The sequence below is a fragment of the Actinomycetota bacterium genome (assembly GCA_030019255.1).
Taxonomy (GTDB): domain Bacteria; phylum Actinomycetota; class Geothermincolia; order Geothermincolales; family RBG-13-55-18; genus Solincola_A.
Genome location: JASEFK010000009.1, coordinates 44,787 through 70,925 on the forward strand (window position 1 = coordinate 44,787; position 26,139 = coordinate 70,925).

Genomic DNA, 26,139 nt, shown 5'->3' on the forward strand with positions numbered 1-26,139 from the left:
CCGCCTTCCGCACTTTCCACCGGAAAAGGTGTGTTATAGTATAGCAGAATTCGCGGGAAGGGCAGTAGCGAAGGGGGAAATGCGAGTGGAAGGCATGTTCGGCATCTTCTCCGACCGGGTGGCGGAGGCCCTCTCGGCGGCTGAAAGCGAGACCTCCGAAAACAAGGTCATGGATCTCCACCGGGCGGTAGGGGAACTGGTCAGGCCGGGGATGCACCTCCACCTGGGGCACGCCTACATGCGCCCCAATGCCGCTCTCTACGAGATCTGCCGCCGCTTCTGGAGAAAGGATCCCGGGTTCACCGTCTCCTCGCTGGGCTTCATAGCCAACATGGTCCTCCTGGTCCACGGGGGGCTGGCCCGCAAGTTGATAACCACCTTCTGCGGCGATTCCTACCCCTTTCCGGGGCCCAACCGAGTATACCAGGAGGCATACCGGGAGGGCTGGCTGGAGATAGAGAACTGGACGGTTCTCACCCTTCCGCAGCGGTTGATGGCCGGCGCCATGGGCGTGGAATGGATGCCCACTCACTCCCTCCTGGGGAGCTCCATGGAGGAGGAGAACGCCGGGGACTTCCGGGTCGTGGAGATGCCCGACGGAAGCCGGGTGGGCATGGTGCGTGCCCTCCGCCCGGACCTCACCCTCATCCACGCCTGGGCCGCGGACCGGGCGGGCAACGTCCTGCTCACGCCCCCCTACGCGGAAAACGTCTTCGCCGCCTTCGCCGCCCGGGAGGGAGTCCTGGCGACCGTGGAGCAGGTGGTCCCCACTTCCTTCCTGCGCCGCTACTCCCATTTCGTGAAGGTTCCAGGTTACCTGGTGCGCGCGGTCTGTCCGGCTCCCATGGGGGTGCACCCCTCCGGGGCATCCAACCAGGGGATAAAGGAGTTCGACGCCTACGCCGAGGACGAGGAGTTCATGCTCCGGCTGCGGGAGGCCTGCCGTTCCGAGGAAACGCTGGAGGAATGGGTGCGGGAATGGCTCCTGGGGGTGGAATCCCACGAACATTACCTGGCCAAGCTGGGACACGAGCGGATATGGTACCTGAAGGGCAGGGCGGCCGGAGATTCCTGGGTCTCCGAGTTGGCCGACCGCGTCACCTCCATCCCCGATACGGAGGAATATACCCCGGTGGAGATGATGGTGGTGGAGGCGGCGCGGCTGCTGCGCCGGCGCGTGCGCGAAGCCGGTTACCGGACCATACTGGCCGGCATCGGCGCCTCCAACCTGGCCGCCTGGAAGGCCTGGTACGACCTCCGGAAGGAGGGAGTCCCGGTGGAGCTCATGGCCGAGGTCGGCTTCTATGGGTACACGCCCCGACCCGCCGACCCCTTCATTTTCAACTTCCGCAACATCCCCACCTGCGTCATGCTTACCGACATCCTCACCGTCCTGGGTTCCATGGTGGGAGCGGCAAGCAGCCGGGCCATAGGCGCCCTGGGGGCCGGGCAGGTGGACCGCTTCGGAAACATCAACTCCACCAAGATCCCCGAGCTGAAGCTCTTCCTGGTCGGCTCGGGGGGAGCCTGCGACGTGGCGCTGGGAGCCGGGGAGGTCCTGGTGACCGTGGCCCAGGACCGGTTGCGCACTCCGGAAAGGGTCTCCTACGTCACCGCGCCCGGGGAAAGGGTGAAAACCGTGGTCACCACGGAGGGGGTTTTCCAGAAGCCGCCCGGGGAGGAGGAACTGGTGCTCACCGCCTATTTCCCCCACGTGGCCGCGGACGGGAGGGAAGCCCTGCAGGTCATCGGTTCCCACTGCGGGTGGGAGCTGCGGGCCGCGTCTTCCCTGAGGCGCGTCGAACCACCCACCCGCGAGGAGCTCTACGACGTGCGCATCTTCGACCCCCGCCGCTATTTCCTCGAGGAAGCACCCCGATAAACCTGCTTGTAACCCGGGGCCAAGGATACTCGGAAGGTCGGCGAGCATCGACAATCGGAGCTTGGTACGCCGGTGTACCCCCGTTACTGCATAGGAAGGGCGGGGTTCTTGCTCCGGAGACACCCGTTTTCTTCAGTCCGAGCAGATACTCCACGCGTTCCTCGTCTGCTGCGTGTGTGCCGCCAGTTACGATTTAGCCTCATGTAAAGCAATAGTTCCGCGCCGTAATTGGCATTATTTTCCATATGAAGGGAAAGCGATCACCATTCTCGCCTTAATTGCCATTTTCTCTACCTGGCGGATCGTGTTCCGCCCATTTTCCCCGGGCGAGCCAGGATTGAGAATCAGCCTCCCCCGATGGGGGTGAGGTTGACGTTGATGTTCTCCATGAGCTCGGCCACGCTCACCTTGGCAGGGTCGATGTTGTTGTTGCGGATGTAGCGGGTGAGCAGGTAGAGAAGGAACTCGACTTCCGGAGCTTCCATCTTCTCTTCCCCCTTTCTTGAACACCCCGGTATCCCTTCGCTCCCGGTCCGCAGCCCTTTGCCGCTCGCGGCCCGCGGTTCCCCGATTCTTGTCCCTTTATCCCCGGGGATTTATATTTATTATTCCCTATCCATCGAACTCGAAACGCCCGGTCCATCCCCTTGCAGTCTCTCGTCCCTCCCCCTGGTGACCGTGTCGCTCCAGGACGATCATGACGCCGTCCTATCCCGTTTCCGTCCTTTATGCCCGTCTTCCCCTTGGGGCGCCCGGTCGTTATTCCCGCTTCCGGGAGGCGCGCAGTGGCAGGGCGCCCGGGTTCCGCGGCAGGGCCGGGAGTCGTGGGGATTGGGAGAGGGGGAAAGACGGTTCTTGGACGGCTGGGACTGGTTTGGAGCTCGAAGCGTCAGTCCGTTGATATACTTTTCGCCGCCCGGATCAGGTTCCCGAGACCAGGCGGAATATCCCTTCCCCCAGGTCGATTATCTCCTCGGCGGCCTCCACGCCTTGTCTCCACCTCTCGGGAATACCCTCCAGTCCGTTGAAGGCGCCGCTGACGGCCCCGGCCACCGCCCCCGTGGTGTCGGCGTCCAGCCCTCCTTCGACGGCGCGGGATACCGTTTCCTCGAAGTCGCCCGGAGTGCGCAGAAAGCAGAAGAAGGCGCTGGCCACCGTCTCCACCACGTAGCCGCTGGTCCCCAGTCGGGCCAGGGCTTCATCGGGTTCCATGTCCTTGGCCAGGAAATCCTTTGCCAGCAGGAGGCGCTCGGACACCGCGCAGGGGCCGATGAAATCCACCGTCTCCGCAATCAGCGAGGAGGGGTCCAGGTCCCCCCGTGCCGCGCGTGCCACGGCGAAAGCCACCGCCTGGGCCCCGGCCACCGCCTCCGGGTTGGCGTGGGTGATCATGGATACCTCCCGCACGTCCCGGCGCAGTTTCTCCAGGTCCAGGCAGTCGACCAGGCCCACCGGGGCGATGCGCATGGCCGCCCCGTTTCCCGCCGCCATCTCGCCCCGGGCCCCACTTTCCTGGGGGTGGACCCCGGCGCGCAGCCTCTGGATGGATTCGTAGGTGGAACCTCCGATTCCCCGCCAGTCACCGGATTCGAACCAGGCAACGAACTTGCGGGCCGTGTCTTCCACGTTCACCCCTTTCCGCTCCAGGATGCTGCGGGCGTGACAGAGCATCATCTTGGTGTCGTCGGTCCACTGGCCCGCTTTGAGCATCCTCCAGGGGGCGTCCAAGAAGTCTCGTACCCGGCCCACGCGCTTTCTTATGGCCGAGGCCCTCATGCCCTCCAGGGGCATACCCAGGGCGTCGCCCACGGCCAGGCCCAGAAGGCAGCCGGAGAAGCGGGATGGATCCAACTCGGGCATGCAGGCGGCTCCTTTACCCTCGGCACCGTTCGAATCCCTTACGGGTTAAGGATAGCAGAAGATCGTTTCCTGTCGCCCGCAGCGCTCCGTTCAAGGTCGAGAAGAGGCCTTTGCGCGAATCGTGGCCGGCGTGTCCCCGTCACCTTCCCTTTCTCCTGTCCATCCACAAGGCCGGGTTTCGTAAACCTTCTTTCAACCGATGGCCGGAAGGCCGGCTGTGCCGGCCCTGATTGAAGTACCCGCCGCTGGTATCCGGGGGGTCGACCGGGAGTGAAGGAACGATTAACGGACCTTCCTTTCCTGGAGAGCGGGGTGATCGGGAGGGAAGGAAGAGCGATGGGCGGAAGGGAAGCCGTGAAGCCCCCGGGGCTTATCGGCGATCCTTCTTTGGCCCACCCATGAAGCTCGTTCCATCCTTGCATTCTGGGTGGACCGCCGGGCTCGTGAAGGACTCCCGTGGACCCCTCACAACCCGCCCACTGGCCTTGAAAATACTCTTGACGAGGACAAGGATTATGGGAAGCCCCCGCGGAATAAGGGACTAGGAGGGTGGGAAAGTTCGCGCCTTCGGTCGCCGGCCGGGGGGAGAATGACTGCTCCACGACAAACCGCGTGAATCCCGGGCCGGTTGGTGTGGTGGGCCGGGGATGGTTTACTATTTCTTACATCGGCCGAGTAAGGGGAGAGCAGGGGTAGAGAAGGTGGAAGCGTTGGACCTGGGGACCACCCTGGGAAGGGGAGAAACGCCGGGTCGCCGGCAGGTGCGCCTCTTCGACCTGCAGGGCAGCCACTACGAGATGGGTTACCAGCAGGGCCTACAGATGAGGGAGGCCATCCACCATTTTTTCGACCATCTCAGGGACTTGGAGACCTTCCGGAGGAAAAGACCCTTTTTCCTGCCCTTCCGGACGCACGTGGTCATGGCCGCCAAGAGGGCGTTCCGCGAAGCGGCGCAGGACCTCTACGATTATTATCCCCGGCAGAAGGCGCGGATGGAGGGTATCGCCAAGGGGGCGGGGATAAGCGAGCACCTGCTCTTCCTGGCCCTGGCCGCGGAGACCTTCTTGGCCGAAGCGGACTACCGCCTGGGTTCCTGTACCGCGGCGGGGCTGACGCCGGAGAGGAGCGCCCTGGGGGAGCCCGTGGTGATCAAGAATTTCGATCACCCGGAGTTCTTCCAGCCCTATTACGTGTCCCGGTTAAACCGCTCCGCGGAAACCGCTTCCACCCTGGACGTCACCATGGCTCCCCTGGCTGGATGTCACGACGGCATCAATGAGCACGGCCTGTGCATCTCCTGCAATTCCGGGCACGGGACGGACCTGCCCACCTGCAGCATCCCGGTCAGCGTGCTGGTCCAGGAGGCCCTGGAAAATTGTGCCACCACGGAAGAGGCGGTCTCCTTCCTGCGCGCGGGAAAGAGGTCCGGAGGGGCCATCCTCCTGGTGGCGGACGCCGAAGGAGAGATGGCTACCGTGGAGCTCTCCCCCAACTTCAGCGGGGTGCGGGAGCCTGAGCAGGGGGTGCTGATCAACACCAATCACTACCGGTGCCGGGAGATGATATCCTACGACATTCCCCATAACGCCTTCTATACCACCCGCAACGTGCGTGCCCTCCGGGGTGTGCGGGTGCATGAGTCCAGCGAGATGCGTTACGCCCGGGTGGAGCAGCTCTTTTCCGAGACAGAGGTTTTTTCCCTGAAGGACCTCCTGCGGGTGTTCTCCGATCACGGCGAGAGCGGGCGGGGCGACGACAACACCGTCTGCCGGCACGGTCCCTATTTCACCACCACCTGTTCCCTGATCATGCTTCCCCGCAGCCGTAGGGTGCTGGTCACCTACGGGCATCCCTGCGAGTCCGTGTTCACTGATTTCCTTAACCCCTTCGCATCGGAAGAGGGGAGCGGAGAAGGTAGAGCGGAATAAAGAGTGAACGAAAGGCAGGAACGTGGGGCGCTCCGGGGATAAGAAGGGGAACGTAGCCGGCCTTTCGCGCAACGTCTTCTGCCTGGGGCTGGTGAGTTTTTTCAACGACCTGTCGAGCGAGATGGTCTACCCTCTTTTCCCCACCTTTCTCACCGAATTCCTGGGGGCAGGAGCATGGTTCCTGGGGCTGGTGGAGGGCCTGGCCGATTCCGTGGCCAGCCTGCTCAACCTCCTGTCCGGTTGGATCTCCGACCGCCTCGGGCGCAGGAAAGGGTTGGTGGCAGGCGGGTACACGCTTTCGGCGCTTTCCCGCGGCTCGCTGGCCCTGGTGATGGCGCCCTGGCAGGCCCTTTTGGGCTGGTTCTTCAACCGCGTGGGAAAGGGGGTACGCACTGCTCCCCGTGATGCCCTGATTGCCGATTCCTGCCATCCCCGTCAAAAGGGCCGCGCTTTCGGGTACCAGCGTTCCATGGACCACGGCGGCGCTCTTTTGGGGGCGGCCGTTTCCTCCCTCCTCCTGGCGGCCTTTTCCCCGGGTTACCGCATCATCTTCGCCCTGGCCCTGGTCCCCATAGCCCTGGGGATTTTCCTTCTCCTGTGGCAGGTGAGAGAGAAGGAGGTGACCTGCGCCGCCGTGGAGGGAACGAGTTTTCCACGCTTGGACCTCCGCCCGTTCGACCGACGTTTCAGGTGGCTTCTGGCGGCGGTGTTCGTCTTCACCCTGGGGAACTCGAGCGACGCCTTCCTCCTACTGTGGGCCCGGCAGGTGGGCGGTTTCTCCCTGGCCCTGCTTCCCGCCCTCTGGGGGGTGCTGCACGTGGTTAAGGCCGGCGTATCCATCCCCGGCGGTGCCCTCTCCGACCGCCTGGGCCGCAGGAGGGTGATCTTCCTGGGGTGGGGAATATATTGCCTTGCCTACACCGGTTTCGCCCTCCTGAGGGGGGCCGCCTGGACCTGGTTGCTCTTCGCCTTCTACGGACTCTATTACCTTACGGAGGGGGTACTGAAGGCCTTCGTGGCCGATATGGTCCCTCCCGAACTGCGGGGAAGCGCCTACGGTATATACAATTTCACCGTCAGCGTCACCGTCCTTCCCGCCTCCCTGTTCATGGGGCTCCTGTGGAGCACCGTGGGGGCAAGGACAGCCTTCCTTGCGGGCGCCGGCCTGGCCCTGGCGGCTTCCCTGCTCCTGGCCGCCGTACCCCGGAAAAATCAGGGTCTTCGAGCGGGAACGTAAACCTTTACCCTTCGGTACCTCTAGGCGGAGGAATTGAAAAACCTTGTTGCCTGCCGGCATGGGGCAGGGATTAAAAGTATGGCAAAGGGATACCGATAAGGACCATAGAAATCAGGGTTGAGACCGTAAGGGGGGTTCCGCCTGGAAGAACCGGAGTGAAAAATGGAAGGTGCGAGGCAACCCGACCTGGCTGAGCGGTCGCTGGCCATCTTGAGTTCCCTGCACGCGGCGATGGTCAACTACCATCTCTACCCGGAGACTTCGGAAATCGTTAGGGAATCCGTGCTGCGGGCCAAGCAGGACTTGGATCAGGCCCTGGCTCAATGGGAGAGCGTCACCTTCTGTGAGCTGGAAGGGAAACTGCTCATCAACGATTTCTGCCTGGACGAGAGGGACCAGTCCCGCCCCAACACCGTATCCTTCCTCCGCGAGCTGGCCAGGTGGGAAGCCCGGAGCATCACCTTCGAACGCGGCCTGACCGACGAGGACCTGCGGGGTTTTCTGGAGGTCTTCAGCCGCAAGCGCGGACAAGGCCTCGAGGAGGGCCTTTCCGCGCTCCTGTCGAGGGGCGGGGTGGAACACGTCAGGGTGGACGAGAAGATCTACGTGTCCATCGGCAAGGACCAGGAGCTGTCCTCCCTCGGGGGCGGGAGCGAAGCGGGAGCCATGGAGATGCTCCGGGACGAGGTCTTCGTGCGCTTCCTGGTAGGCAACCTGCCCGCCCTGGACGTCCCGCCCGGGGAGGTGGCCGGGCTCCTGTCCGATCCGCAGAGGGTGAAGGCCACCTTCCAGGCCGTCATGCTCGGCTTCAAGAGTTCGGGGGGCGAGGTGGGAGCGGAAAAGGCCCGCCTGATAAAGGATACCGTGGACCGCATGTTCACCCTGGTGGAGTCCCTGGCCGACGAAGGTCTACGGGAGACCCTCAGCGAGGAGATGGTGAACATCCTGGCCGCCCTGGAGCCGGAAACGCTGGTGGAGGTGCTCTCCGAGGAAACTCCCCAGGCCTTGAACGACGCGGAGACCCGGAGGGAGATCATCTCCTCCGTGGAGGGGGAGAACGTCCTCCTCCTCGCCGACCAGGTGATCGAGAAATATCACCGCCTGCTGGATGAAAAGGCAAGCATGGATCCCGAGGATTTCCGGGACATCTCCGCCGTCCTCAACGAGATCGTGGCCGACCTGTACGCGGAATCCGACCCCCAGTACCATGCGGGCATCACCGAGCGCCTGCAGAGATCCGGCTTGCTATCCCGCCTGGCCGAGGTCCATCCCCAGGCCGGAAAGGATATGGAGGCCTATTCCGTCATCGCCCGGATTCGGGACAGCGGTTCCCTGCGCCCCCTGGAGGGGCTGGACGACGACCAGGTGATCGAGGTGGCGACCAAGCTCCTGGAGATGGGGGAGCGGGGCTGGGTGGATAGGATAACCGCGGTCACGGCGCGGAACCTGGAGAGCGAGCGCCCGGATTTCAGGCTGCGTGCCGCCCGCTTCTTGGACCGCATGTACCGCTGCTTCCGCCGGCTGGGCTTCAGCCCCGTAGTGGTCTCCGACCTGGGATGGCTGCTGGGCCTGCTGGACCGTGAGGACGACCCGGAGGTGAAAAGAGGAATGCTCCGCCTCCTGGGGGACCTCGCCGGCGCCTCCTTCGCGGAAGGCCGGGGGGAGGATTTTATGCGCGCCTGCCGGACGCTGCTACGCTACGCGGAAAGCGGCGGCGAATGCCGGGAAGCGGCGGAGGAGGCACTCGGTTCCCTCGATCCCTGGGAGGTGGGGAAACCACTGCTGGAAAGTCTTTTTAAGGGCGACGAGAACATGGCCTCCCTGGCGGCTGGGCTGCTCCTACGCATGAAAAACGATTTCGCGGTGGAATACCTGGTGGACCGCCTGAAAGGGGAGGAGGAGATGGAGGTGACGCCCGGGCTGGCGCAGTTCTGCCGCTGCCTGGGCGACCCCCTCATTTCCGCCCTCTCCGAGATCCTGGAGTCCAACGCCCGGGAGGAGGTCTACGTCCGGGTCCTGAGGTTGCTGGAGGGCGTGGGCGGTAACGCCGCTCTGGCGCTGGCGAAACCGGCAGTCAGGAATCCCATCCCCGAGGTGAGGAAGCAGGCCCTGCGTTCCCTGGCCATGATGTCCCCCGGGGACCCCGCCCTGCTTCCCCTATTCCTCCAAGCGCTACGGGACGAGGCACCGGAGGTGCGCCGGGAGGCGGTGCGAGGACTGGGCACCATCGACGACGCGGAAGCGGTGGATGCCCTACTGGGCATATTGCAGGGTAAGTCTCCGCTGGGCGAAGAGCACCCCGGGGTGGAGGAAGCCGCCTGCCTGGCCTTGGCCAGGCTGGGCCCGGAGAAGGCCCTCGGCCCGCTGCAGGATATCCTACGCCGGAGGACCTTCTCCATCCGGCGGCGGTCGGTCCATCCGCGGGTTAAGGCGGCGGCTTGCTACGCGCTGGGGCAGATAGGGGGCCCCGGGGTGGTGGGCCTCATCCGGCAGTATTTGGACGACCCCGACCCCATCCTGCGCAACGAAGCCCGCAAGGCCCTGGCTTCCTGCCGGCGCCGGGGGCTTACGGATTGAGCTTCCCCTGCCCGGTTCCTCACCATGCGGACCAGCCGCCGTCCACGCACAGCACGGCTCCGGTCACGTAGGAAGCCTCGTCGGAGGCCAGGAACACCGCGGCGGGAGCGATCTCCTCCGGCTCGGCGGTCCTCCCCATGGGTATGAGGGAGAGGACCCTTTCCCGGCCCCTTTCCGAGGACAGGAGGCCATCCGTGAGTTCAGTCCTCACGAAACCCGGGCAGAGGGCGTTCACCCTGATGTTGAATGGGGCCAGCTCCAGGGCCATGGTGCGCGTCAGCTGGACCAGGGCGCCCTTGCTGGCGGTGTAGGCGCTGCACTTGAAAAGCCCCTTGAGGCCGGCCACCGAGGCCACGTTGATTATGCACCCCCCGCCTCGTTCCTTCATGACCGGGATGGCCCGCTGGGAGCAGAGGAAAGCCCCCTTGACGTTGACGGACATGATGAGGTCGTAATCCTCCTCGCTGACCCTTTCCATCCGGGTATAGCTGGGGTTGAGTCCGGCGTTGTTGACCAGGATGTCCAGGCGCCCGAAGGTTTCCAGGGTGGAGCGGACCATGGAATCCACGTCCTCGGGTCGGCTCACGTCCGCGCGGAGGCCCAGAGCCCGCCGTCCCAGCCGGCGGATCTCATCCGCCGTGCGCTGGAATTGTTCCTCGGTGCGGCTGAAAACCACCAGGTCGGCCCCGGCACGGGCCAGGGCCAGGGCGATGGCCCTGCCGATACCCCGCCCGGCACCGCTTACCACCGCCACCTTTCCGTGGAGCTCGAACATATCCCCTCCCCTTTCTCCCGACGCCTTTTTCCGACGGAATCCTCGACCGAACATTTCTTACCCGATGAAAGTCAACGGATTGCCTCGGGCCTCACCCTGTCTCCTCCGTCGGTGCCGACGGTTACAGTATATTGAACCTCGCCGGGTTCGCGGGGTCGTTTCTCCCCTGTCCGGACCCCTTGGGTGGCCCGCGGCGTCAACCCCAAGGGGAGCAAGTTACCTTCCCGCGCGCCCGGAACCCGTCCGGTCCTCTTCGGGTTCGGGCTTCGCGTCGAAAGCTTTCGGAATATCATCATTTCTTAGGGATATTGATCTTATCCCTTCCTTTTGAGGTGCAATAGAAATATAGTTAAATAAGTCTAACGATTTTGAAGATATGCACCACATATGCGGCTGAGGCCGGTGCGGGGCGGGGAGAGGCGGCTGCCCGGGACGGCGAGGCCCTGGCCGCAGGCGGAGCGAGGAAGAGAGGTGGAGGCCATGCACGACGAAGGCGCCGGTATGCTCACGGAGAAGATGGAGGAATACCTGGAGGCCCTGTTCAAGCTCAGGAGGGAGGAAAGCGCCCTCACGCCGACCCGCCTGGCCGAATACATGAGGGTAACCCCGCCCACCACCCTGGACATGCTGCGCAGGCTGGAGAAGGAAGGTTACATCCGTTACCAGGGCCCGGGGACTGGGAAGGGCAGGGGAGCGGGTTCCGGCAGGACAAGGCGGACCATCGTCCTAACCCCCAAGGGCGAGAGGGCCGCCCGCACCCTTATCCGGAGGCACCGCCTCTCGGAGAGGTTCCTCACCGACATGCTGGGACTGGACTGGGAATCGGCGCACCGCGAGGCCTGCCGCCTGGAGCACGTCATCTCCCCGGTGGTGGAGGAAAAGCTTTCCGAGATGCTGGGCAACCCCGAAACCTGCCCCCACGGGTATCCCATACCGGACGAGAACGGGCACATGGCGGAGGAGGAGATAAAGCCCCTCTGTGACTTCTGCCCCGATGAGAAAGGATGCATAGCCAGGGTGGAGGAGGACGAGCCGCAGCTTCTGCAGTACCTGGCCTCCCTGGGCGTGATGCCCGACGTGGACGTGGAGGTCATGGAGGTGGCCCCCTTCGGCGGGCCCCTGCTGGTGAGGATAGGGGATTCCCAGTACGCCCTGGGCAGGGAGGTGGCCTCCAAGATCTGGACTCGCAAGGGTCCGGCGCGCAGGGGAGGCAAAGGGAGGGGTCCCGGTCCGCGTAGGGGCAGTGGCGGAAGGTAGGGATGCAGGTCCTGGAGGAGCTGGAGAAACTACGTTCCCGGGCGGAGTACGTCTTCGCCCTGGCCGGCAACCCCAACGTGGGAAAATCAACCATCTTCGGCCGTATTACCGGCCTGGGGGTGATGACCGCCAACTATCCCGGGATGACCGTGGAGCTCAACCTGGCCCTGACCGAGTTCGACGGGCGCCGCCTGGGGATCGTGGACCTCCCGGGGACCTATGCCCTGGGGGCGGTCTCCGAGGACCAGCTGGTGGCCCGGCGGGGAGTCCTGCAGGGAAGGCCGGACGTGGTCATCGTCATCCTGGACGCCAACAACCTGGCCCGCAACCTCTACCTTCTCCTGCAGTTCCTGGACCTCGGATTCCCGGTGGTGGCCGCCCTCAACCTGGTGGACCAGGCGGAGAAATCGGGTATCCACACCGATACCGGGCTTCTCTCCGAGTACCTGGGCGTGCCGGTGGTTCCCACCGTGGGGGTGCGCGGGGACGGGCTCAACCGGCTCATGGCCCAGGCGGTGGAGGTGGCGGAGCGCCGGGAGGAATATCCGGTCATCCCCTTTTCCTACGCCATGGACATCGAGACCCGCCTACGCCGCCTGGCGCGCCGCATCCAGAGGGAAATGGAGGACATCCCTTACGGGGTTTCACCCCGCGCCCTGGCCATACTCCTGTTCGAGGAGGACCGGGAGTTCGTGGAGTGGATGGAAGAGCGGGAGGAGGGCAGGAGAATCCTGGAGTACGCCCGCCGGCTGGCCTCCGAGATCGAGAGGGAACACGGCGAGAGGGCCCCGGTCATCCTGGCCCGGGAGCGTCACGGCATCGCCGGGAGCATCGCCGAGGGGGTCCAGGTGCGCCGCGAGTACCGGCGGCCCCTGTGGGGGGAGAGGCTCTGGGAATACACCACTTCCTTCAGGAGCGGCCTCCCCATCCTGATACTGGTAATGGGTGCCGTGTTCGCCGCCCTCTTCTGGGGGGGAGGGGAGCTGGCGTCGCTCTTCTCCCGTTTCTGGGAAAGCCTGGTAAGCACACCCCTGGGCCGGTTGCTGGACTCCACGCTGGGCGCCAACCTCCTCTCCCGGACCATCCAGTGGGCGGTGGACGGGTTGGGGGCCGTCCTGGAGATCGCCCTGCCCTACCTCCTGGTCTTCTACGTCATCCTGGCGGTGATGGAGGACAGCGGGTACCTCAACGCGGTGGCCTTTTTGACCGATCGCCTCATGCACCGGCTGGGGCTTCACGGCCGGGCGGTGATCCCCCTCATCACCGCCGCGGGTTGCAACGTGCCGGCGATAATGGGGACCCGGGTCCTCTCCACCCGCAGGGAGAGGATAATCGCCTGCGCCCTCATCGTCCTGGTGCCCTGTAGCGCCCGGGTGGCGGTGATCATGGGCGGGGTGGCCCGCTTCGTGGGCTGGCCCTACGCCCTGCTGCTCTTCGCCATCCTCCTCTTCTTGGTCGTCGGGGCTGGGCTCCTTTTGAACCGCTTCCTTCCGGGAGAATCCACGGGGCTGGTCATGGAGATGTTCCCCTTCCGCGCCCCCTCCGTAGCCAGCATAGCCAAGAAGACCTGGCTGCGCATCAGGGACTTCCTCTACATCGCCGCACCCCTCATCGTGGCCGGGAGCGTGGTCCTGGGCATCCTCTACGAGAGCGGATGGATAGTCCACCTTACCGGACCGCTGCGCCCGCTGACGGAGTGGTGGCTGGGGATCCCGGCGGTGGCCGGGCTGGCCCTCGTACTGGGCTTCCTACGCAAGGAACTGGCCCTGGCCCTCCTGGTGGTCCTGGCCGCCAGGGTCATTCCCGGGGTCACGGAGAGCTCCACGTTGCTGGATTTCATGACCCGGGGGCAGGTCTTCACCTTCGTCCTGGTATGTTCCATATACATCCCCTGCGTGGCCACCCTGGCAGTGCTGTGGAGGGAACTGGGCCCCAGGGATTCCCTCCTGGTGGCCGCCTCCACCGTTATCCTGGCCCTGCTCCTTGGCGGCCTCTCCCACCTGGTGATAGCGCTTCTTCAGGCATAGACCGCGGGTGGGAGGGGGTAAAATAGTGGTTGTCCGGAAGGGGTGGGTCATGAGGGAAGCGCTGTTCTACGAGAAGGTCGAGGACGGGAAGGTCCACTGCCTGCTCTGTCCCCAGGATTGCGTGATCGCCCCGGGGAAAAAGGGTTTCTGCCGCGTGCGGGTCAACGTGGACGGCGTCCTCTACAGCGAGAATTACAACCGGGTGATGGCCAGGTCCATGGACCCCATGGAGAAGAAGCCTCTCTACCACTTTCATCCCGGGGCGCCCATCTATTCCCTGGGCACCCGGGGATGCAACCAGCACTGCGACTTCTGCCAGAACTGGCACATGCTGCAAGACGACGCCCCCACCGTGGAGTTCGATGCCGGCAGGGCGGTGGAGGAAGCCCTCGCCAATCGTTCGGTAGGCATAGCCTACACCTACAACGAGCCCACCATCTGGTACGAGTTCGTCCTCGAATGCGCCCGGCTGGCCAGGCAAAGGGGAATGGTCAACGTCCTGGTGACCAACGGTTCCATCAACCCGGAGCCCTTCTCCCGCCTGGCGCCCTACGTAGACGCCATGAACATCGACGTGAAGTCCATGGACCCCGATTTCTACCGCAAGATATGCAAGTCCAAATTGGAACCGGTGCTGGCCACCTGCCGGGAGGCCCGGGAGGCGGGCATCCACGTGGAGATAACCAACCTGGTCATCCCCACCCTGAACGATACCGATGAGCTCTTTACCCGGTTGGTGGATTTCGTCCATTCCCTGGGGCCCGAGGTGCCCCTCCACTTCTCCGCCTATTTTCCCAGTTACCGGATGAGCATCGAGCCCACCCCCCTTTCCTCCCTGCTGCGGGCAAGGGAGATAGCCCGGGAGAAGCTCTACTACGTCTACCTGGGGAACGTGGCGGTGAGCGATGGTTCGCATACCTATTGCCCGCAGTGTGGCAACCTCCTCATATCCCGCCGGGGTTACCTGGTCTCGGTGGCCGGGATCAGGGACGGGGGTTGTTCCCGGTGCGGACGCCCGGCGGACGTGGTCATGTGAAATGGTGGGGGATACCGGTTCCTTGAGGGAATGTGAAGGCGGGAATGGGAGGGGGTCTTTCTGCCCTCCGCCCGCAGAAGGGAGGCGGCACTCGATTCCCGGAGGTGGGGAAGACGGGTTCCTGCGCCGCTTGATGGAACTGGTGCTCGCCTTCTTGCTCCCACTGGCTTTCCTGCTCACCTCGGTACCCACCGGGTTCGTGCTCGAGAGCCCGGGGCCCTCCTTCGACCTCCAGGCTGAGCTCGAGGTGGAGGGAGCGGAGACCCATCCCTCCCGGGGCGAGTTCCTGCTCACCTCGGTGAGCCTGCGGGAATCCAACCTCGTCTACCAGCTACTCTCCCTTGCCAAGCGCGACAACCGCCTCATCGAGGCGCGGCGTTTCCTGGGGGAGGAACTGGACATGGAGACCCAGGACCGGCTGGACGGGGCCCTGACCGTGCTCAGCCAGGAGACGGCCGCGGTGCTTGCCCTGCGCGGAGCCGGCCTGGAGGTAGAAGTGAAGGAGCTCGGTGCCCTGGTCCTGGGTGTGGTCGAGGGGTCACCCGCCCAGGGGAGGCTCAATCCCGGCCAGGTTATCGCCACCGTGGACGGGGTTCCCGTGAAGGGCTCGACCGATCTGGGCGAGCGCATCGCGGCCGCGTCGGAAGGGGAGGAGGTGGTCCTTGGAGTCCGGGAGATAGACTGGGAAGCCCTAGGTTCCAGCCTGAAGGGAGGTGAATGGTCCGACCCCGAAGAGCTGATGGCCGGAGAGACGCGGGAGGTGTCTCTTATTCCCGTATGGGACTGGGAGCTGGGAAGGAGAGTGATCGGGGTCTACACACGGGATTATTTCGCCTGCCGCTCTCCCGTGCGCGTCACCTGGAAGATGGAATCGGTGAGGGGCCCTTCCGCCGGCCTGATGATGACCCTCTCCCTCCTGAACCTACTGCTTCCGGAGGACCTCACCCACGGAAGAAGGGTGGCAGGTACGGGCGAGGTATTCCTGGACGGGAGGGTAGGGGCCATAGGAGGGCTGCCCATGAAGATCAAGGCCGCCGAGGCGCGGGGAGCCGAGGTTTTTCTCTACCCGCGCCAGAACCAGGATGACCTGGCGGGCGTGGACACACGCATGCGGTTGATCCCGGTGGATTCGCTGGAGGAGGCACTGAAAGCCCTCTCGCCGACGGTGGATTGAGGGAAGACACCGCCCACCGCTACTCGCGTGCCGCAGCGCCACAGCTTTCTTTGTGCACCTTCTTCGGCGTGGCCATCGATATCTGGATAGACATGTGCCTCGCTCTCGATCTCTACGGCGGAATCAGCGAGCAACTCCTCGCCTGGCAATAATAACCTTGATAAACATCTCCCTTGTTCAGGTAGTTAAGCGTCCTGCCATCAACGCGCCTTCTTCGGAGTGGCGATCATGACCTCCTCCCGCCTCTCACGGAGGCGGGATTCCATTATCCATCGACTTGCTCGGAAACAATGACCGGTAGGGCGGCGTTACCCTGTAACCATTTAACTTAATAAGTTATTTAAATTTGATAGATAGAAAAGGTTTCCCGGGTGTGGACGGGTTTTATCATTGTCATTGCCCCGGCGAATAGACGCCGGGATTCCCGTTCTGCTTTCCATGCAGGAAGAGAGGGGCGGTGGATGAGGGAATGGTTCGCGCCGCCAGGTAAAAACGATGGGCGAGCTCTCATGCGATGGGCGAGCTCTCATGCCGGGAAAGTAGATAAGGCAGAATAAGGCAGCGGTTAACGGGGGATTTACCGTAAGGCAGGGATGGGGCGGGAAGGACTAACGTGACGGGTGGCGAAGACTCTTTAAGAGGCGAGGGTATATTTGGCGGAACAAAATCGCCAAATCTTCCGTCAATTGTGTTAGAATGGTGTTGGAGATCGGAAGCAAGTCTGGTATAATATTTATTTCCGTTCTCAGAAGCGCGAGAGGTGGTAAAGAATGAAGCCGACGGGAATCGAGAACCAGAACCTTTCGGACATCATGGAGAACATGCGCAAGCTGGTGGGCAAGGTGGTGCGCATCTCCGTCAAGGAATCCAAGCCCAAGACCCACTGGGAGGAGAGGGAAGGCGTCATCGAGGGCGTTTACCCCACGGTATTTCTCTTTCGCTTCAAGAACCGCCGCAACGTGGACGAGCGGGTGGCCTACAGCTACGTGGACGTGGCCATCGACGACGTGAAGATTTTGAATTGACAAGTTTCACCGCGAGACCACGACCCGCCGGGATCCCGCCGGCGGGATTCTTTTTTCGGGTTACGGCGGACGGGCCGCATCTCATGGGAAATACTTGGCCACTTTTTCCGGCTCAGGCCGAGAATTACCAGGTAATCATGAAATTGCCGGTTGCATTTCGCTGGAGCACCTGGCCGCCCTTTCCGTCCGCAATGTCCCCCGATCACCGGCCATCGTCGAACAAGGGTTATCATGATGGTAAGGGTAAGGGACAGCGGGCCGGCGGGCGGCCAACATCCACTTGTAGCCGGCTCGAGCCCGAACCCAACCGCCGTGGGTGGTTCATCGATCGGGTGGGCCGGGATGATCCGTCGAGGCGCCCGGTAGGAGGAGGTTCAAGGGCATGATCCATATCGGGACGGCCGGGTTCAGCTATCAGGACTGGAAGGGGCGTTTCTACCCCGAGGACCAGGATAAACGCTACATGCTGGAGTACTATTCATCCCGGTTCCCGGTGGTGGAGGTGAACAGCACCTGGCACGCCCTTCCATCGCCGCGCACCATCCTCTCCATGGCCCGGAGAACACCACGGGACTTCCAGTTCGTCGTCAAGGCCTACCAGGGGCTAACACACAAGTACGAGGACAACGAGGAGGACTTCCGGCGTTTCCTGGAGGTCATCCGCCCCCTGGAGGACTACGGGAAGCTGGGCTGCGTGTTGGCCCAGTTTCCCTGGGGATTTAAGAACACCCCCGCCAACCGCGACTACCTCCGCCGTTTCCGGGAGCTCATCCCCGACCGTGAGCTGGTGGTGGAATTCAGAAACGAGGGATGGATCACCGATGAGACCCTGGGCCTGCTCCGCGAGCTGGGCATGGGTTTCTGCTGCGTTGATGAGCCGCGCCTGAAAGGACTTGTGCGCCCGCACGTTTTCCTGACCTCCCGTATCGGATACGTGAGGTTCCACGGCCGCAATTACGAGACCTGGTGGGACCGCAACCGGGAGTCGTGGGAGAGGTACGACTATCTATACACCGAGGACGAGCTGGGGGAGTGGGTTCCGAGGATCCTGGAGCTGGACGAAAAGGCGGAGCGGACCTACGCCATCTTCAACAACCACTACCGGGGTAAGGCCCCCCGCAACGCGGTCATGCTGGCCTCCCTCCTGCCCCCGGAGAGGGTGGTGCCGCTGGGGGCGGAAACGGGTTACCCGAAGCTTTGGGAGGAATGACATAATTTCCCGGCCCGGACGGGAATGGGCCGGAAAGGGCAGTGGCAGGGAGCCGGCGGAAACGGTCATTCCAGGGCGTCGCTATCCAGGTCGCCGCGGAGCTTGTCCAGTATCTTGCGCAGCAGGCGGGAGACGTGCATCTGGGAGATGTTCAGCTCCCGGGCGATCTCCATCTGAGTCATTCCCCGGAAGAACCGCATGTAGATGACCTTCTGCTCCCGGTCGGATAGCCTGGAGATGAGCTTGGCCAGGGTGTCCCGGTCCTCGGCCAGGGAGAAATCGTCGTCCTCCCCTCCCAGGTAGTCCAGGAGGCTGAAACCCCGGTCCTCCCCCTCGTTGGTGTAGAAGATGTTGTCCAGGCTCAGGTAATTGGCGGCGTAGGAGCTTTCCATGATCTCCACAACTTCCTCCAGGCTTATCTCCAGGTGCTCGGCCACCTCCTGGAGGGTGGGAGCGCGGTGCAGTTCCTGGGTGAGGTGGTCCACGGCCTGGTTGAGCTCCAAGTCGCGCATCTGCAGGCGCCGAGGTATGCGGATGGCCCAGCCCTTGTCCCGGAAGTAGCGCTTTAGTTCCCCCACGATGGTGGGCGTGGCGTAGGTGCTGAACTCCACGCCGCGGTCCAGGTCATAGCGGTCGATGGCCTTGATGAGGCCGATGAATCCTACCTGCAGCAGGTCCTCGAGGGGCTCGCCCCGGTTGGCAAATTTCCGGGCCAGGTATTCCACCAGGTGGATGTTGTGGGCGATGAGCTGATCGCGTATCCGCGGGTCCCCGGTCCGGCGCAACTCTTCGAACAGTTCCCGGACCTTCTCCCGCCTTTCCCGCCGCCTCTCCTCCTCTTCGCGCACGGATTTCTCCTCGTGGGGTTCATCATCCCGGCGCACTTCGACTAGCCGGCGCATCTCTTTCTCAACAGGATGCGGCAGGTATCTTTCTCCCTCCGAAGGTCCATCTGGTCCACGACGGACTCCATGATCATGCGGCTGAATGATTCCGGTACGGTGGTTCGTTTCTCCCCGTTCTCGGCAAACCGGGATCTTAGCTCGATTTCAAGGTACTCCTTTCCCGGCTCTATTTCAACTTCCAGGGAGGATTCGGGCGGGGAATGGGCGATGGCGAAGCTGCTGGCTTCGTCCACGGCCAGGCGGAGGTCCTCCAGCGTGGAGAGATCGAAGTTCATGCGGCTGGCCACCAGGAAGACAGCCAGCCTGATAAGCTGCCTGGAGAAGGGTTCGGCGGGAAGGCGCAGCCTGACCAGATCGCCGCTGTCCCTCAACGGTCAAACCTCCTTTCCCGGCCTGCCGTGGGCCGTCCGCAGCCTTACCCTCATGGCCTGTGGGAGGGCGCGTCCATAGTCTTAGTCTTATAATTTTCCCCAAACCGCGAGGCTCAAACTCCAGGCGGTTCGCCCCGCACTTTTTCACGGTATCGTCCGGGGGGAAATCAACCCATCACCCGCTTCAGCAAGGCGGATGGCCGGGTCCTGCGCCACCGATGCCGTTTTACTGCCTCGGCGAACTCGAACCGGATGGCGGCCGCTCCCTGGACGATTGCCGGAGGAAGAAAGAGCGGGTTAAGGTCCCCGCACTAGGAGAACAATCCGGATATCCCGGTGTGAACCAAACGGAGCGTAAAGGGGTTTTTATCATGTGTCGGGTTGATAAGCTGCGAGGGTTTCATGTTAAATGGGAATTGAGAATAGATTGGTGCGGGGGGTCCGGGAAAGGAGTTTGCGTGGAAGAAAAGAGGACGGTCTTTTTTCAGACCAGGGTGAGGGAGGAGCGGGGAATACCCGTGGTGGAGCTGGAGGGCGAGGTGGACCTCTCCACCTCCCCGCAGTTCAAGGAGACCGTCTACCAGTTGATCGACTCCGGTAAGCGTGACATCGTCGTGGACCTCGACGGCCTGGACTTCATGGATTCCACCGGCCTGGGGGTGCTGGTGGCGGTGCTCAAGAGGACCAGCATGGAGGGCGGACGCATCCGCCTGGTGTGCAGCAAACGTAGTATCATGAAGGTCTTTTCCATTACCGGTCTGGACAAAGTGTTCGCCATTTACGATAATTTGCAGCGGTGCCTAGATGATTGAAAGGGGAACCCGGGATGCCTTCCCTTCGTCGGTGGACGGCGGGGGGATAGATAAGCAGAGCGGACCCTATAGGAGCAGGAACCGGAGAGGAACCGGGACGTAGAGAGTTTAGCGGGGGAGTACCCGAGTGGCCAAAGGGGACGGACTGTAAATCCGTTGGCGCAGCCTTCGGTGGTTCGAATCCACCCTCCCCCACCAGGATAGGAGGCCGGAGCATCGTGTTTCCGGCCTGTTTTTTAGAGGAAAGCATGCCGATAAACGTCAACCTTCAAGAATTTCCGTAGAATGCGTGTCGACGCAATTGACCTATTGCAATGACCCGTTCAGGCGAAAAAGGAACAATATTTCCCGGTATTGGCATTACGTCCATCTGTTTTCGGGCCACTTCCGGTTCCGTCGCCTTCAGGGAACATCCGAATTCATAGACATGGGAGTTTGGCATACCGGAAGGAGGTGCGGACGTTATCGCAAGGATAAGTCTTATTCCTTGGACACCCTCAGGCCGTTTTTGAGTAGATCCACGATAAAAGCCACTGCCTCTCCGGAGTCATAGCGGCGGTCGAAGGTCAGAAAAATGGCCGTGAACTCCACTATCCCCATGACCGCGCGGGCCAGAAGTTCCGGATCCAGGTCCCTGATCAGTCCTCGCTTGGCGGCATTGCGCAGCTCGCGGACCACAGGATCGGCTATTCGCTTGTGTAGGGCTATGTACTTGTGATAAGCGTCGGGATTCTCGGTTACCATCATGCCCCGCAGCTGATTGATGATAACTGAGAACTTGGAATAATTATCCAGGTAGAAGCGCGCCGTGCGGATGGCTTTCCGGAAGGGATCGCCGTCCCGGGAGGCCTCTTTCTCTATGGCGTGGACAACGCTTTGTATCAATTCATCGACAGCATCCATGAACAATTCTTTCTTGTCCCGGTAGTAAAGATAAAAAGTGCCCACCGACACACCGGCGCGGGAGGTGATATCCTTGATCTTGGTGCCCCCGTAGCCCTTCCGGACGAAGAGCTCCAGGGCGGCTTCCCTTATGCGACGCCGCTTCTTTTCCTTCTCGTCCTCCCGGTGGTTATGCTCCCCTTGAACGATAGCCGTTTCTTCTCCCTTCCCGTTTTCCGCGCCGCTCTCGTCCAGCAGACGCTTAAGGTAGGAAAGGGGCAGGCGTGACCCTCCCTTGATTTCCCGGATTTTTTTCAGGCCCTCCAGGTGGATCTCGTTGTAGTAGGCGGAGGTCTTTCCCGTCTTCACCGGTGGGGGGAGAAGGCCGCGCCTGATGTACTGGTGTATGGTGTGACGTGGTATCCCGGAGAGCCTCTCCAGGTCGCTCATCCTCAACACCTGGGCATCAGTTTCCACGTTGGTCACCTCGCTCATCCTTCACCGCAAATATTGTGTATTAGTAATAAATAAAACTAATAATAACAAACCATCAATAATTGTTAAAGCGGGAAAAGTGCAGGAAGGAGGAGAAGGATGATCATTGGGAAATATCTCAATATGAATGGATTTCAGCGTGCTAAAGTTGTTCCTTGACATCTTAACCGGGCTGGCTTTATATAATATAAACCCAAAATATTGAATGAGAATTCACTCATTTATCTGTAAGTCGAATCTTCGAAAACCGTGGGGGTTGACACGGGGGGGGTAAAACGGATGCCGTCCGCGGAGCGACGCCTTCTCGTTCGGATGGCGTTTCGTGAACGTGGCGTTCCGTGAATAACAAGAGCGGATAGGTCATGGACAGTATAGGTTTTAAAGCTCCCGGGAGGCGATGACGTACGGCGGCGGAGGGCATCCAGGCGGCGGGGACGAAAATGTCTCAACCCCGTGGCGGGGATGTCTCCCGTTGGATGGATAGTATGGGGGTGGGCATCCAGGCGGTGGGGACGAAGAGAGGCCCTGCATTCACCGGTGTGACATGCTTAAAACGGGAATCACCAGGGCCGCGGTCCGGCAGTCGCGGAGGGAAAGGAGGTCGGCCTTGAAGGCAAGAACGCTGGCGGCGGTGGGAACGGCGCTGGGGGCCGGCGCATGGGCGGCCTACAGCCTGAAGGTCATGAACAAGCCGGTTCCCGAAAGGGAAAAGGCCGAGGCTTACGCCCGTTCCCTGCTGGTGAGGGTGGGAATGGGTGAGCTTTACGGCACCTGGGAGGATGAGGCGCTATACCTGGAGGACCGGGAACTGCGGCTTTACCATTTCCGGAGCCAACCCGAGGACCCGGTCGTGGTATTCGTGCCCGGGACCAGCGTCTACGCCTTGCTGTACACGGAGTTCCTGTACAAGCTCAGCCGCCGGGGCTTCAACGTGGTGGGGTTCGATCCCCGCGGCCACGGCATGAGTTCGGGCTGGCGCGGCGTTTATACCCTGGGGGGGCTGGTGGAGGACGCACAGGCGGTCATCGATCATGTCGTGCGCCGCTACCACCCCAGGGTGGCGATTGCCGGCTCCAGCCAGGGAGGGATGACCGCCTTCTACTGCGCGGCGGCGGAGCCGCGCCTCAAGGCAGCGGTATGCCATAACCTCATCGCACCCGACGAGCCGGACAATTACCGCATGACCCGCAATCCCTCCCTCTTCCGTCCCCTGATGCCCCTGCTCCCCCTGTTCAAGCCGCTCATGGAATCCCCGCTGGGAAAGTTGATGATTCCCGTGACCACCTACCTGGACCTGGCCGCGGAACCCACGCGCCTGGTGCCCGACGTGGCCGAATTCTTGAAGCAGGACCCCCTGGCGGTGAACGCGGTGAGCCTGGGGGCCCTCTATTCCCTGCCCACCACGCCCCTGGCCAGGCGGGTGGAGGAGATAACCACCCCGGTGATGGTCATTCATTCTGGGAAGGACAACATCTTCCCCGAGGACTACGTGCGACGCGTCTACGATCGCCTGCGTTGCGAGAAAAAATTCCTCTATCTACCGGATGCGCCCCACCTGGTGATGATCGACTACGTGGACGAGATCGTGCCTTCCATTGCGGAATGGCTGAAGGAGATCATGTGGCGGGAGGACGCTGCTCCGGGGGAAGGCGGGGAAAGCGGATGAGAAAAAAGGCACTGGGAGGAGTTGGACGCGCCCCGTAATCCGTATCTCCCGCCATGGAGACCGGCGGATTGAGAATGGGGCGGCGGGTTGATTTGCAGGGCGGAACTCAGAAGCAAGCAGATGAGCGGCATCGGCCAGGGCCCTGGCCAGGGCGTCTTCCGGTTAATTTGAAGGGCAAAAAAGAAGCAAGGAGATGAGTAATAGGGAGCGGCCAAGAGGAGGTTATCGATGATCGCGGAGGACATCCTGGTCACCACGTGCATGCTCACCGGGACCACCGAGCGGGCGGCGTCCAGGCTGGGAGTGCGCCGCTTCCTGCCCCGGCTCTTCACCTTGCGCTATGCCAACATGGGGGGCCTGGACGCGGCGGCTTTCTCCCGGCAGCTGGATGAGCTCAAGTCCTTCGAGGACTCCCGCTGGTGCGGGTACTGGAACGCCATCGCCGCCTCCTACCAGGAGAGGGCGGAGAAGGCTCTCCGCAGCGCGGGAGGCGAGGTTACTCAGGAGGCCGTGGACCTGTACATCAAGGCAATCACCTACTACACGGTGAGCGCCTTCCCGGGAACCTCGCCCGGGCGCCTGGAGGCTTACCGCAAGGCCAGGGACCTTTTCGAGAGGGTAGCCCCCATGGTGGACGAACACATGGAGAAGGTGGTCCTAGAGGCGGAAGGGGAGAAGGTGGAGGGCATGGTGCGCTTCCCTCCCGGGGAAAACCGGGTTCCCATGGTGATCATTACCAACGGGTTGGAGGGCACCTTGCAGGAACTCGCCCTGCCCCTCCTGGAATACCGGGAGGCCCGCCTGGGGGTCTTCCTCATGGAGATGCCTGGAACCTATTCCTACCGGAAGCCCATGAGTGGAGAGTCGGAACGTATTTACTCCCGGGTGATCGAATACTTCGTCACGCACCCCCGGGTGGATCCCGAGCGCCTGGCCATGGTGGGGGTGAGCTTCGGGGGTTACTGGGCGGCGAGAATGGCGGTGGTGAGTCCGCACCTGTCCTGCGCCGTGGTCTGCGGGGCCCCGCTGCACCGGGCCTTCGGGATGTCCAATTTCCCGGGAACGCCGGAGATCGTCGTGGAAGCGCTCAAGAAGGTCACCGGTGCGAGAAACCTGGCCGAGATGGGGGAGAAGCTGCGTGCCCTCTCCCTGGAAAGGAACGATCTCCTCAGACGCATCCGCATTCCCGTGCTGGTGATCAACGGCGAGAGAGACACCCTGCTGGGAAGCGAGGACTCCCTGCTCCTCTGCGCCCGGGCCCCCCGGGCCTTGCTCAAGCTCTACGAGAACGACGACCATTGCGCCATGGGACATTACCGGGAGTGGCTGGACTTGAGCTTCGAGTGGTTGCAGGAGCGCCTCGCGGCACCGGGCGCGGTAGGGCGGTAGAAAGGAGAGAAGGTGAAAGTCCACTTCTTGAATTGCGGCCTTATGCACCCCCGCCTGGCCCCGGTTTTCGTTCCCCACCTGGACCGGGTCCCTTGCCTGTGCCTTCTCCTGGAGGACGAGGGGAGGCTGGTGCTGGTGGACGCCGGTTTCGGGACCCGGGACGTGGCCGACCCCGCCCGCTTGGGCAAGTTCGGGGCCTGGCTTTTGAACCCACGCATGGATACCGGCTTGACCGCCAGGGAACAGGTGAAGAGTCTCGGCCATGACCCCGACGAGGTGAGCGACATCATCTGTACCCACCTGGACCGCGACCACGCGGGAGGGCTGGCAGATTTTCCCTACGCCAGGGTCCACGTGCTGGGGAAGGAGAAAGAAGCGGCACTTTCCCCACGCAATGCGCGGGAGAGGGAGAGGTACCGCCCCTGCCACTTCGCCCACGGACCGCGATGGGAGACCTACGACGAAAGGCAGGGGGAGGAGTGGCGGGATCTCAGGCGCATTCCCCTGCGCGGCCTTCCCGAGGGCTTGTTCCTGGTTCCCCTGCGAGGCCATACCCGTGGCCACTGCGGGGTGGCGGTGTACACCTGCGAGGGATGGCTTCTCCATTGCGGAGACGCCTTTTACGTTAAGGAGGAGCTGAGGGAGGGGAACAAGGCCCCCCTGGGGGTAACGGGATTCCGCACCATGGCCCACGTGAACCTCCCCCTGGCCCTTTACCAGCTCGTGAAAGTGAGGGGCTTGCTGGACGACGTGGTACTTATCGCCGCCCACGACCAGTTCGAATATCGCGGTCGATTCGGGCGACCCCTGGATTGAGGTGGAAAATCGGAAGGACGGGAAAAAGAAACGAAGATCGGGAGGGGGAGAAGGAGCCGGGGAAGACCGGGTTTCAGCGACGGTTAAATAATAAGGGAAGGGAAATCAATGGGAAAAGATGGAAAATCGATGCGAACGCTGGACTACAAGGACTCCTGAGGGCAAGCGAGCCTTGTCCTCGCACGTGTTCCAAGGAGTGGGTTGGATAGGGTTGCGGCCCTTATAATGAGGTTGTTCCGGAACATGTTTTTCGGGTAGACGGGCGGAGTTTGACGGGAGCGAAATTTACGCCGCCCCGAGGAGTTCCTAGGGTAATGGAGGTATGAAGGTGCCGGAAAGGGAGATGGTCACCAGCGTGGTTATCAAGGCCTCGCCGCGCCGGGTCTGGGAGGTGCTCACCGACCTCTCCTCCTACCCTGCATGGAACCCCATGATCAGGTGGGCGGAGGGGGAGATCCGGGAAGGCGCCAGGCTGAGGGTCCGCTTCCATCCCCGGGAGAGGAAAAGGGGGAGGACCTTTAATCCCCGGCTGCGGGTGGTGGTCCCGGAAAGGGAGTTGCGCTGGGGCGGCTGGCCGCCGCTGCCCGGGATCTTCGACTTCGAGCATTACTGGATACTCGAGCCGGAGCCGGGAGGAGGCACCCTGCTCCGGCACGGGGTGCTGGTCAAGGGCCTGCTCGCTCCCCTGGTCATGCCGGTGGTGGAGAGGTTGTCCGGCGGGCCCTTCCAGGCCATGAACCGGGCGCACCGGGAACGCGCCGAGGCCGGTTAAAGGAAGCCGCATGTGACCCCTCTCCGTATGGAGATAAAGAGAC

At 62.7% G+C, this 26,139-nt stretch carries 21 protein-coding genes and 1 tRNA gene; 16 read left to right on the forward strand and 6 right to left on the reverse strand.

Annotation, left to right across the window (positions count from 1 at the left end):
• Positions 1 to 79: 79 nt before the first annotated feature.
• Positions 80 to 1,882 carry a CoA-transferase gene (locus QME84_09000; GenBank protein ID MDI6874401.1) on the forward strand — a complete coding sequence of 601 codons (1,803 nt, stop codon included), beginning with the start codon at positions 80 to 82 and terminating at the stop codon, positions 1,880 to 1,882.
• 344 nt (positions 1,883 to 2,226) lie between these two features.
• On the opposite strand, the gene QME84_09005 is transcribed toward QME84_09000, so the two are convergent.
• Both QME84_09005 and QME84_09010 read right to left on the reverse strand, forming a co-directional pair.
• Positions 2,227 to 2,367, reverse strand: coding sequence for a hypothetical protein (locus QME84_09005; GenBank protein ID MDI6874402.1), 141 nt, complete (start codon positions 2,365 to 2,367; stop codon positions 2,227 to 2,229).
• Positions 2,368 to 2,803: 436 nt separating this feature from the next.
• On the reverse strand, positions 2,804 to 3,742 hold the full coding sequence (locus QME84_09010; protein MDI6874403.1) for an ADP-ribosylglycohydrolase family protein: 939 nt from the start codon (positions 3,740 to 3,742) through the stop codon (positions 2,804 to 2,806).
• A 701-nt stretch (positions 3,743 to 4,443) separates the two neighbouring features.
• Between QME84_09010 and QME84_09015 the strand changes: the two genes are divergently transcribed.
• The 3 genes from QME84_09015 to QME84_09025 all read left to right on the forward strand — a co-directional run bounded on the left by QME84_09015 (position 4,444) and on the right by QME84_09025 (position 9,484).
• Entirely contained in the window at positions 4,444 to 5,670 is a 1,227-nt protein-coding gene (locus tag QME84_09015) for a C45 family autoproteolytic acyltransferase/hydrolase (protein MDI6874404.1), read from the forward strand.
• Between the two features lie 22 nt (positions 5,671 to 5,692).
• Positions 5,693 to 6,907: an MFS transporter gene (locus QME84_09020; GenBank protein MDI6874405.1), complete on the forward strand. Its 1,215-nt coding sequence runs from the start codon at positions 5,693 to 5,695 to the stop codon at positions 6,905 to 6,907.
• 162 nt (positions 6,908 to 7,069) lie between these two features.
• Positions 7,070 to 9,484: a HEAT repeat domain-containing protein gene (locus tag QME84_09025; GenBank protein ID MDI6874406.1), complete on the forward strand. Its 2,415-nt coding sequence runs from the start codon at positions 7,070 to 7,072 to the stop codon at positions 9,482 to 9,484.
• Between the two features lie 19 nt (positions 9,485 to 9,503).
• Here QME84_09025 and QME84_09030 read toward each other — a convergent pair whose 3' ends face one another.
• The gene (locus QME84_09030) at positions 9,504 to 10,259 is read right to left on the reverse strand and encodes an SDR family oxidoreductase (GenBank protein MDI6874407.1); all 756 of its coding nucleotides are present in this window, start codon (positions 10,257 to 10,259) and stop codon (positions 9,504 to 9,506) included.
• A 387-nt stretch (positions 10,260 to 10,646) separates the two neighbouring features.
• Here QME84_09030 and QME84_09035 point away from each other — a divergent pair, with 387 nt between their 5' ends.
• From QME84_09035 to QME84_09060, 6 genes are all read left to right on the forward strand, one after another.
• Positions 10,647 to 11,516 (forward strand): metal-dependent transcriptional regulator, encoded by an 870-nt coding sequence (locus QME84_09035; GenBank protein MDI6874408.1) that lies wholly within the window; start codon positions 10,647 to 10,649, stop codon positions 11,514 to 11,516.
• Between the two features lie 2 nt (positions 11,517 to 11,518).
• Positions 11,519 to 13,543 carry a ferrous iron transport protein B gene (feoB, locus tag QME84_09040; protein MDI6874409.1) on the forward strand — a complete coding sequence of 675 codons (2,025 nt, stop codon included), beginning with the start codon at positions 11,519 to 11,521 and terminating at the stop codon, positions 13,541 to 13,543.
• A 49-nt stretch (positions 13,544 to 13,592) separates the two neighbouring features.
• Positions 13,593 to 14,579 (forward strand): AmmeMemoRadiSam system radical SAM enzyme, encoded by a 987-nt coding sequence (amrS, locus tag QME84_09045; protein ID MDI6874410.1) that lies wholly within the window; start codon positions 13,593 to 13,595, stop codon positions 14,577 to 14,579.
• 142 nt (positions 14,580 to 14,721) lie between these two features.
• Positions 14,722 to 15,753, forward strand: coding sequence for a PDZ domain-containing protein (locus tag QME84_09050; GenBank protein MDI6874411.1), 1,032 nt, complete (start codon positions 14,722 to 14,724; stop codon positions 15,751 to 15,753).
• 770 nt (positions 15,754 to 16,523) lie between these two features.
• On the forward strand, positions 16,524 to 16,778 hold the full coding sequence (locus QME84_09055; protein ID MDI6874412.1) for a Veg family protein: 255 nt from the start codon (positions 16,524 to 16,526) through the stop codon (positions 16,776 to 16,778).
• A 382-nt stretch (positions 16,779 to 17,160) separates the two neighbouring features.
• Positions 17,161 to 17,988 (forward strand): DUF72 domain-containing protein, encoded by an 828-nt coding sequence (locus QME84_09060; protein MDI6874413.1) that lies wholly within the window; start codon positions 17,161 to 17,163, stop codon positions 17,986 to 17,988.
• 65 nt (positions 17,989 to 18,053) lie between these two features.
• Here the strand turns inward: QME84_09060 and QME84_09065 are convergent, their stop codons facing one another.
• Complete coding sequence (locus QME84_09065) at positions 18,054 to 18,890, reverse strand: SigB/SigF/SigG family RNA polymerase sigma factor (GenBank protein MDI6874414.1); 837 nt, start codon at positions 18,888 to 18,890, stop codon at positions 18,054 to 18,056.
• The gene (locus QME84_09070) at positions 18,878 to 19,264 is read right to left on the reverse strand and encodes a hypothetical protein (protein MDI6874415.1); all 387 of its coding nucleotides are present in this window, start codon (positions 19,262 to 19,264) and stop codon (positions 18,878 to 18,880) included. The genes QME84_09065 and QME84_09070 overlap by 13 nt, the downstream gene beginning before the upstream one ends.
• A gap of 458 nt (positions 19,265 to 19,722) precedes the next feature.
• On the opposite strand from QME84_09070, the gene QME84_09075 reads away from it, so the two are divergent.
• The gene (locus QME84_09075; protein ID MDI6874416.1) at positions 19,723 to 20,076 is read left to right on the forward strand and encodes an STAS domain-containing protein; all 354 of its coding nucleotides are present in this window, start codon (positions 19,723 to 19,725) and stop codon (positions 20,074 to 20,076) included.
• Positions 20,077 to 20,189: 113 nt separating this feature from the next.
• A tRNA-Tyr gene (locus tag QME84_09080) sits at positions 20,190 to 20,274 on the forward strand.
• A gap of 282 nt (positions 20,275 to 20,556) precedes the next feature.
• On the opposite strand, the gene QME84_09085 is transcribed toward QME84_09080, so the two are convergent.
• Positions 20,557 to 21,453: a TetR family transcriptional regulator gene (locus tag QME84_09085; GenBank protein ID MDI6874417.1), complete on the reverse strand. Its 897-nt coding sequence runs from the start codon at positions 21,451 to 21,453 to the stop codon at positions 20,557 to 20,559.
• A gap of 607 nt (positions 21,454 to 22,060) precedes the next feature.
• Here QME84_09085 and QME84_09090 point away from each other — a divergent pair.
• From QME84_09090 to QME84_09105, 4 genes are all read left to right on the forward strand, one after another.
• Positions 22,061 to 23,119: an alpha/beta fold hydrolase gene (locus tag QME84_09090; GenBank protein ID MDI6874418.1), complete on the forward strand. Its 1,059-nt coding sequence runs from the start codon at positions 22,061 to 22,063 to the stop codon at positions 23,117 to 23,119.
• 228 nt (positions 23,120 to 23,347) lie between these two features.
• Complete coding sequence (locus tag QME84_09095) at positions 23,348 to 24,508, forward strand: alpha/beta hydrolase (GenBank protein ID MDI6874419.1); 1,161 nt, start codon at positions 23,348 to 23,350, stop codon at positions 24,506 to 24,508.
• Positions 24,509 to 24,520: 12 nt separating this feature from the next.
• Positions 24,521 to 25,324 (forward strand): MBL fold metallo-hydrolase, encoded by an 804-nt coding sequence (locus QME84_09100; protein MDI6874420.1) that lies wholly within the window; start codon positions 24,521 to 24,523, stop codon positions 25,322 to 25,324.
• A 328-nt stretch (positions 25,325 to 25,652) separates the two neighbouring features.
• Positions 25,653 to 26,096, forward strand: coding sequence for an SRPBCC domain-containing protein (locus QME84_09105; GenBank protein MDI6874421.1), 444 nt, complete (start codon positions 25,653 to 25,655; stop codon positions 26,094 to 26,096).
• Positions 26,097 to 26,139: the final 43 nt, after the last annotated feature.

What these genes read in the sequence shown, in the direction of transcription:
- QME84_09000 (MDI6874401.1), top strand. Translation starts at nt 80, where the DNA reads ATGCGAGTGGAAGGCATGTTCGGCATCTTCTCCGACCGGGTGGCGGAG.
- QME84_09005 (MDI6874402.1), bottom strand. Translation starts at nt 2,367, where the DNA reads ATGGAAGCTCCGGAAGTCGAGTTCCTTCTCTACCTGCTCACCCGCTAC.
- QME84_09010 (MDI6874403.1), bottom strand. Translation starts at nt 3,742, where the DNA reads ATGCCCGAGTTGGATCCATCCCGCTTCTCCGGCTGCCTTCTGGGCCTG.
- QME84_09025 (MDI6874406.1), top strand. Translation starts at nt 7,070, where the DNA reads ATGGAAGGTGCGAGGCAACCCGACCTGGCTGAGCGGTCGCTGGCCATC.
- QME84_09030 (MDI6874407.1), bottom strand. Translation starts at nt 10,259, where the DNA reads ATGTTCGAGCTCCACGGAAAGGTGGCGGTGGTAAGCGGTGCCGGGCGG.
- QME84_09035 (MDI6874408.1), top strand. Translation starts at nt 10,647, where the DNA reads ATGCGGCTGAGGCCGGTGCGGGGCGGGGAGAGGCGGCTGCCCGGGACG.
- feoB (MDI6874409.1), top strand. Translation starts at nt 11,519, where the DNA reads ATGCAGGTCCTGGAGGAGCTGGAGAAACTACGTTCCCGGGCGGAGTAC.
- amrS (MDI6874410.1), top strand. Translation starts at nt 13,593, where the DNA reads ATGAGGGAAGCGCTGTTCTACGAGAAGGTCGAGGACGGGAAGGTCCAC.
- QME84_09055 (MDI6874412.1), top strand. Translation starts at nt 16,524, where the DNA reads ATGAAGCCGACGGGAATCGAGAACCAGAACCTTTCGGACATCATGGAG.
- QME84_09060 (MDI6874413.1), top strand. Translation starts at nt 17,161, where the DNA reads ATGATCCATATCGGGACGGCCGGGTTCAGCTATCAGGACTGGAAGGGG.
- QME84_09065 (MDI6874414.1), bottom strand. Translation starts at nt 18,890, where the DNA reads ATGCGCCGGCTAGTCGAAGTGCGCCGGGATGATGAACCCCACGAGGAG.
- QME84_09085 (MDI6874417.1), bottom strand. Translation starts at nt 21,453, where the DNA reads ATGAGCGAGGTGACCAACGTGGAAACTGATGCCCAGGTGTTGAGGATG.
- QME84_09095 (MDI6874419.1), top strand. Translation starts at nt 23,348, where the DNA reads ATGATCGCGGAGGACATCCTGGTCACCACGTGCATGCTCACCGGGACC.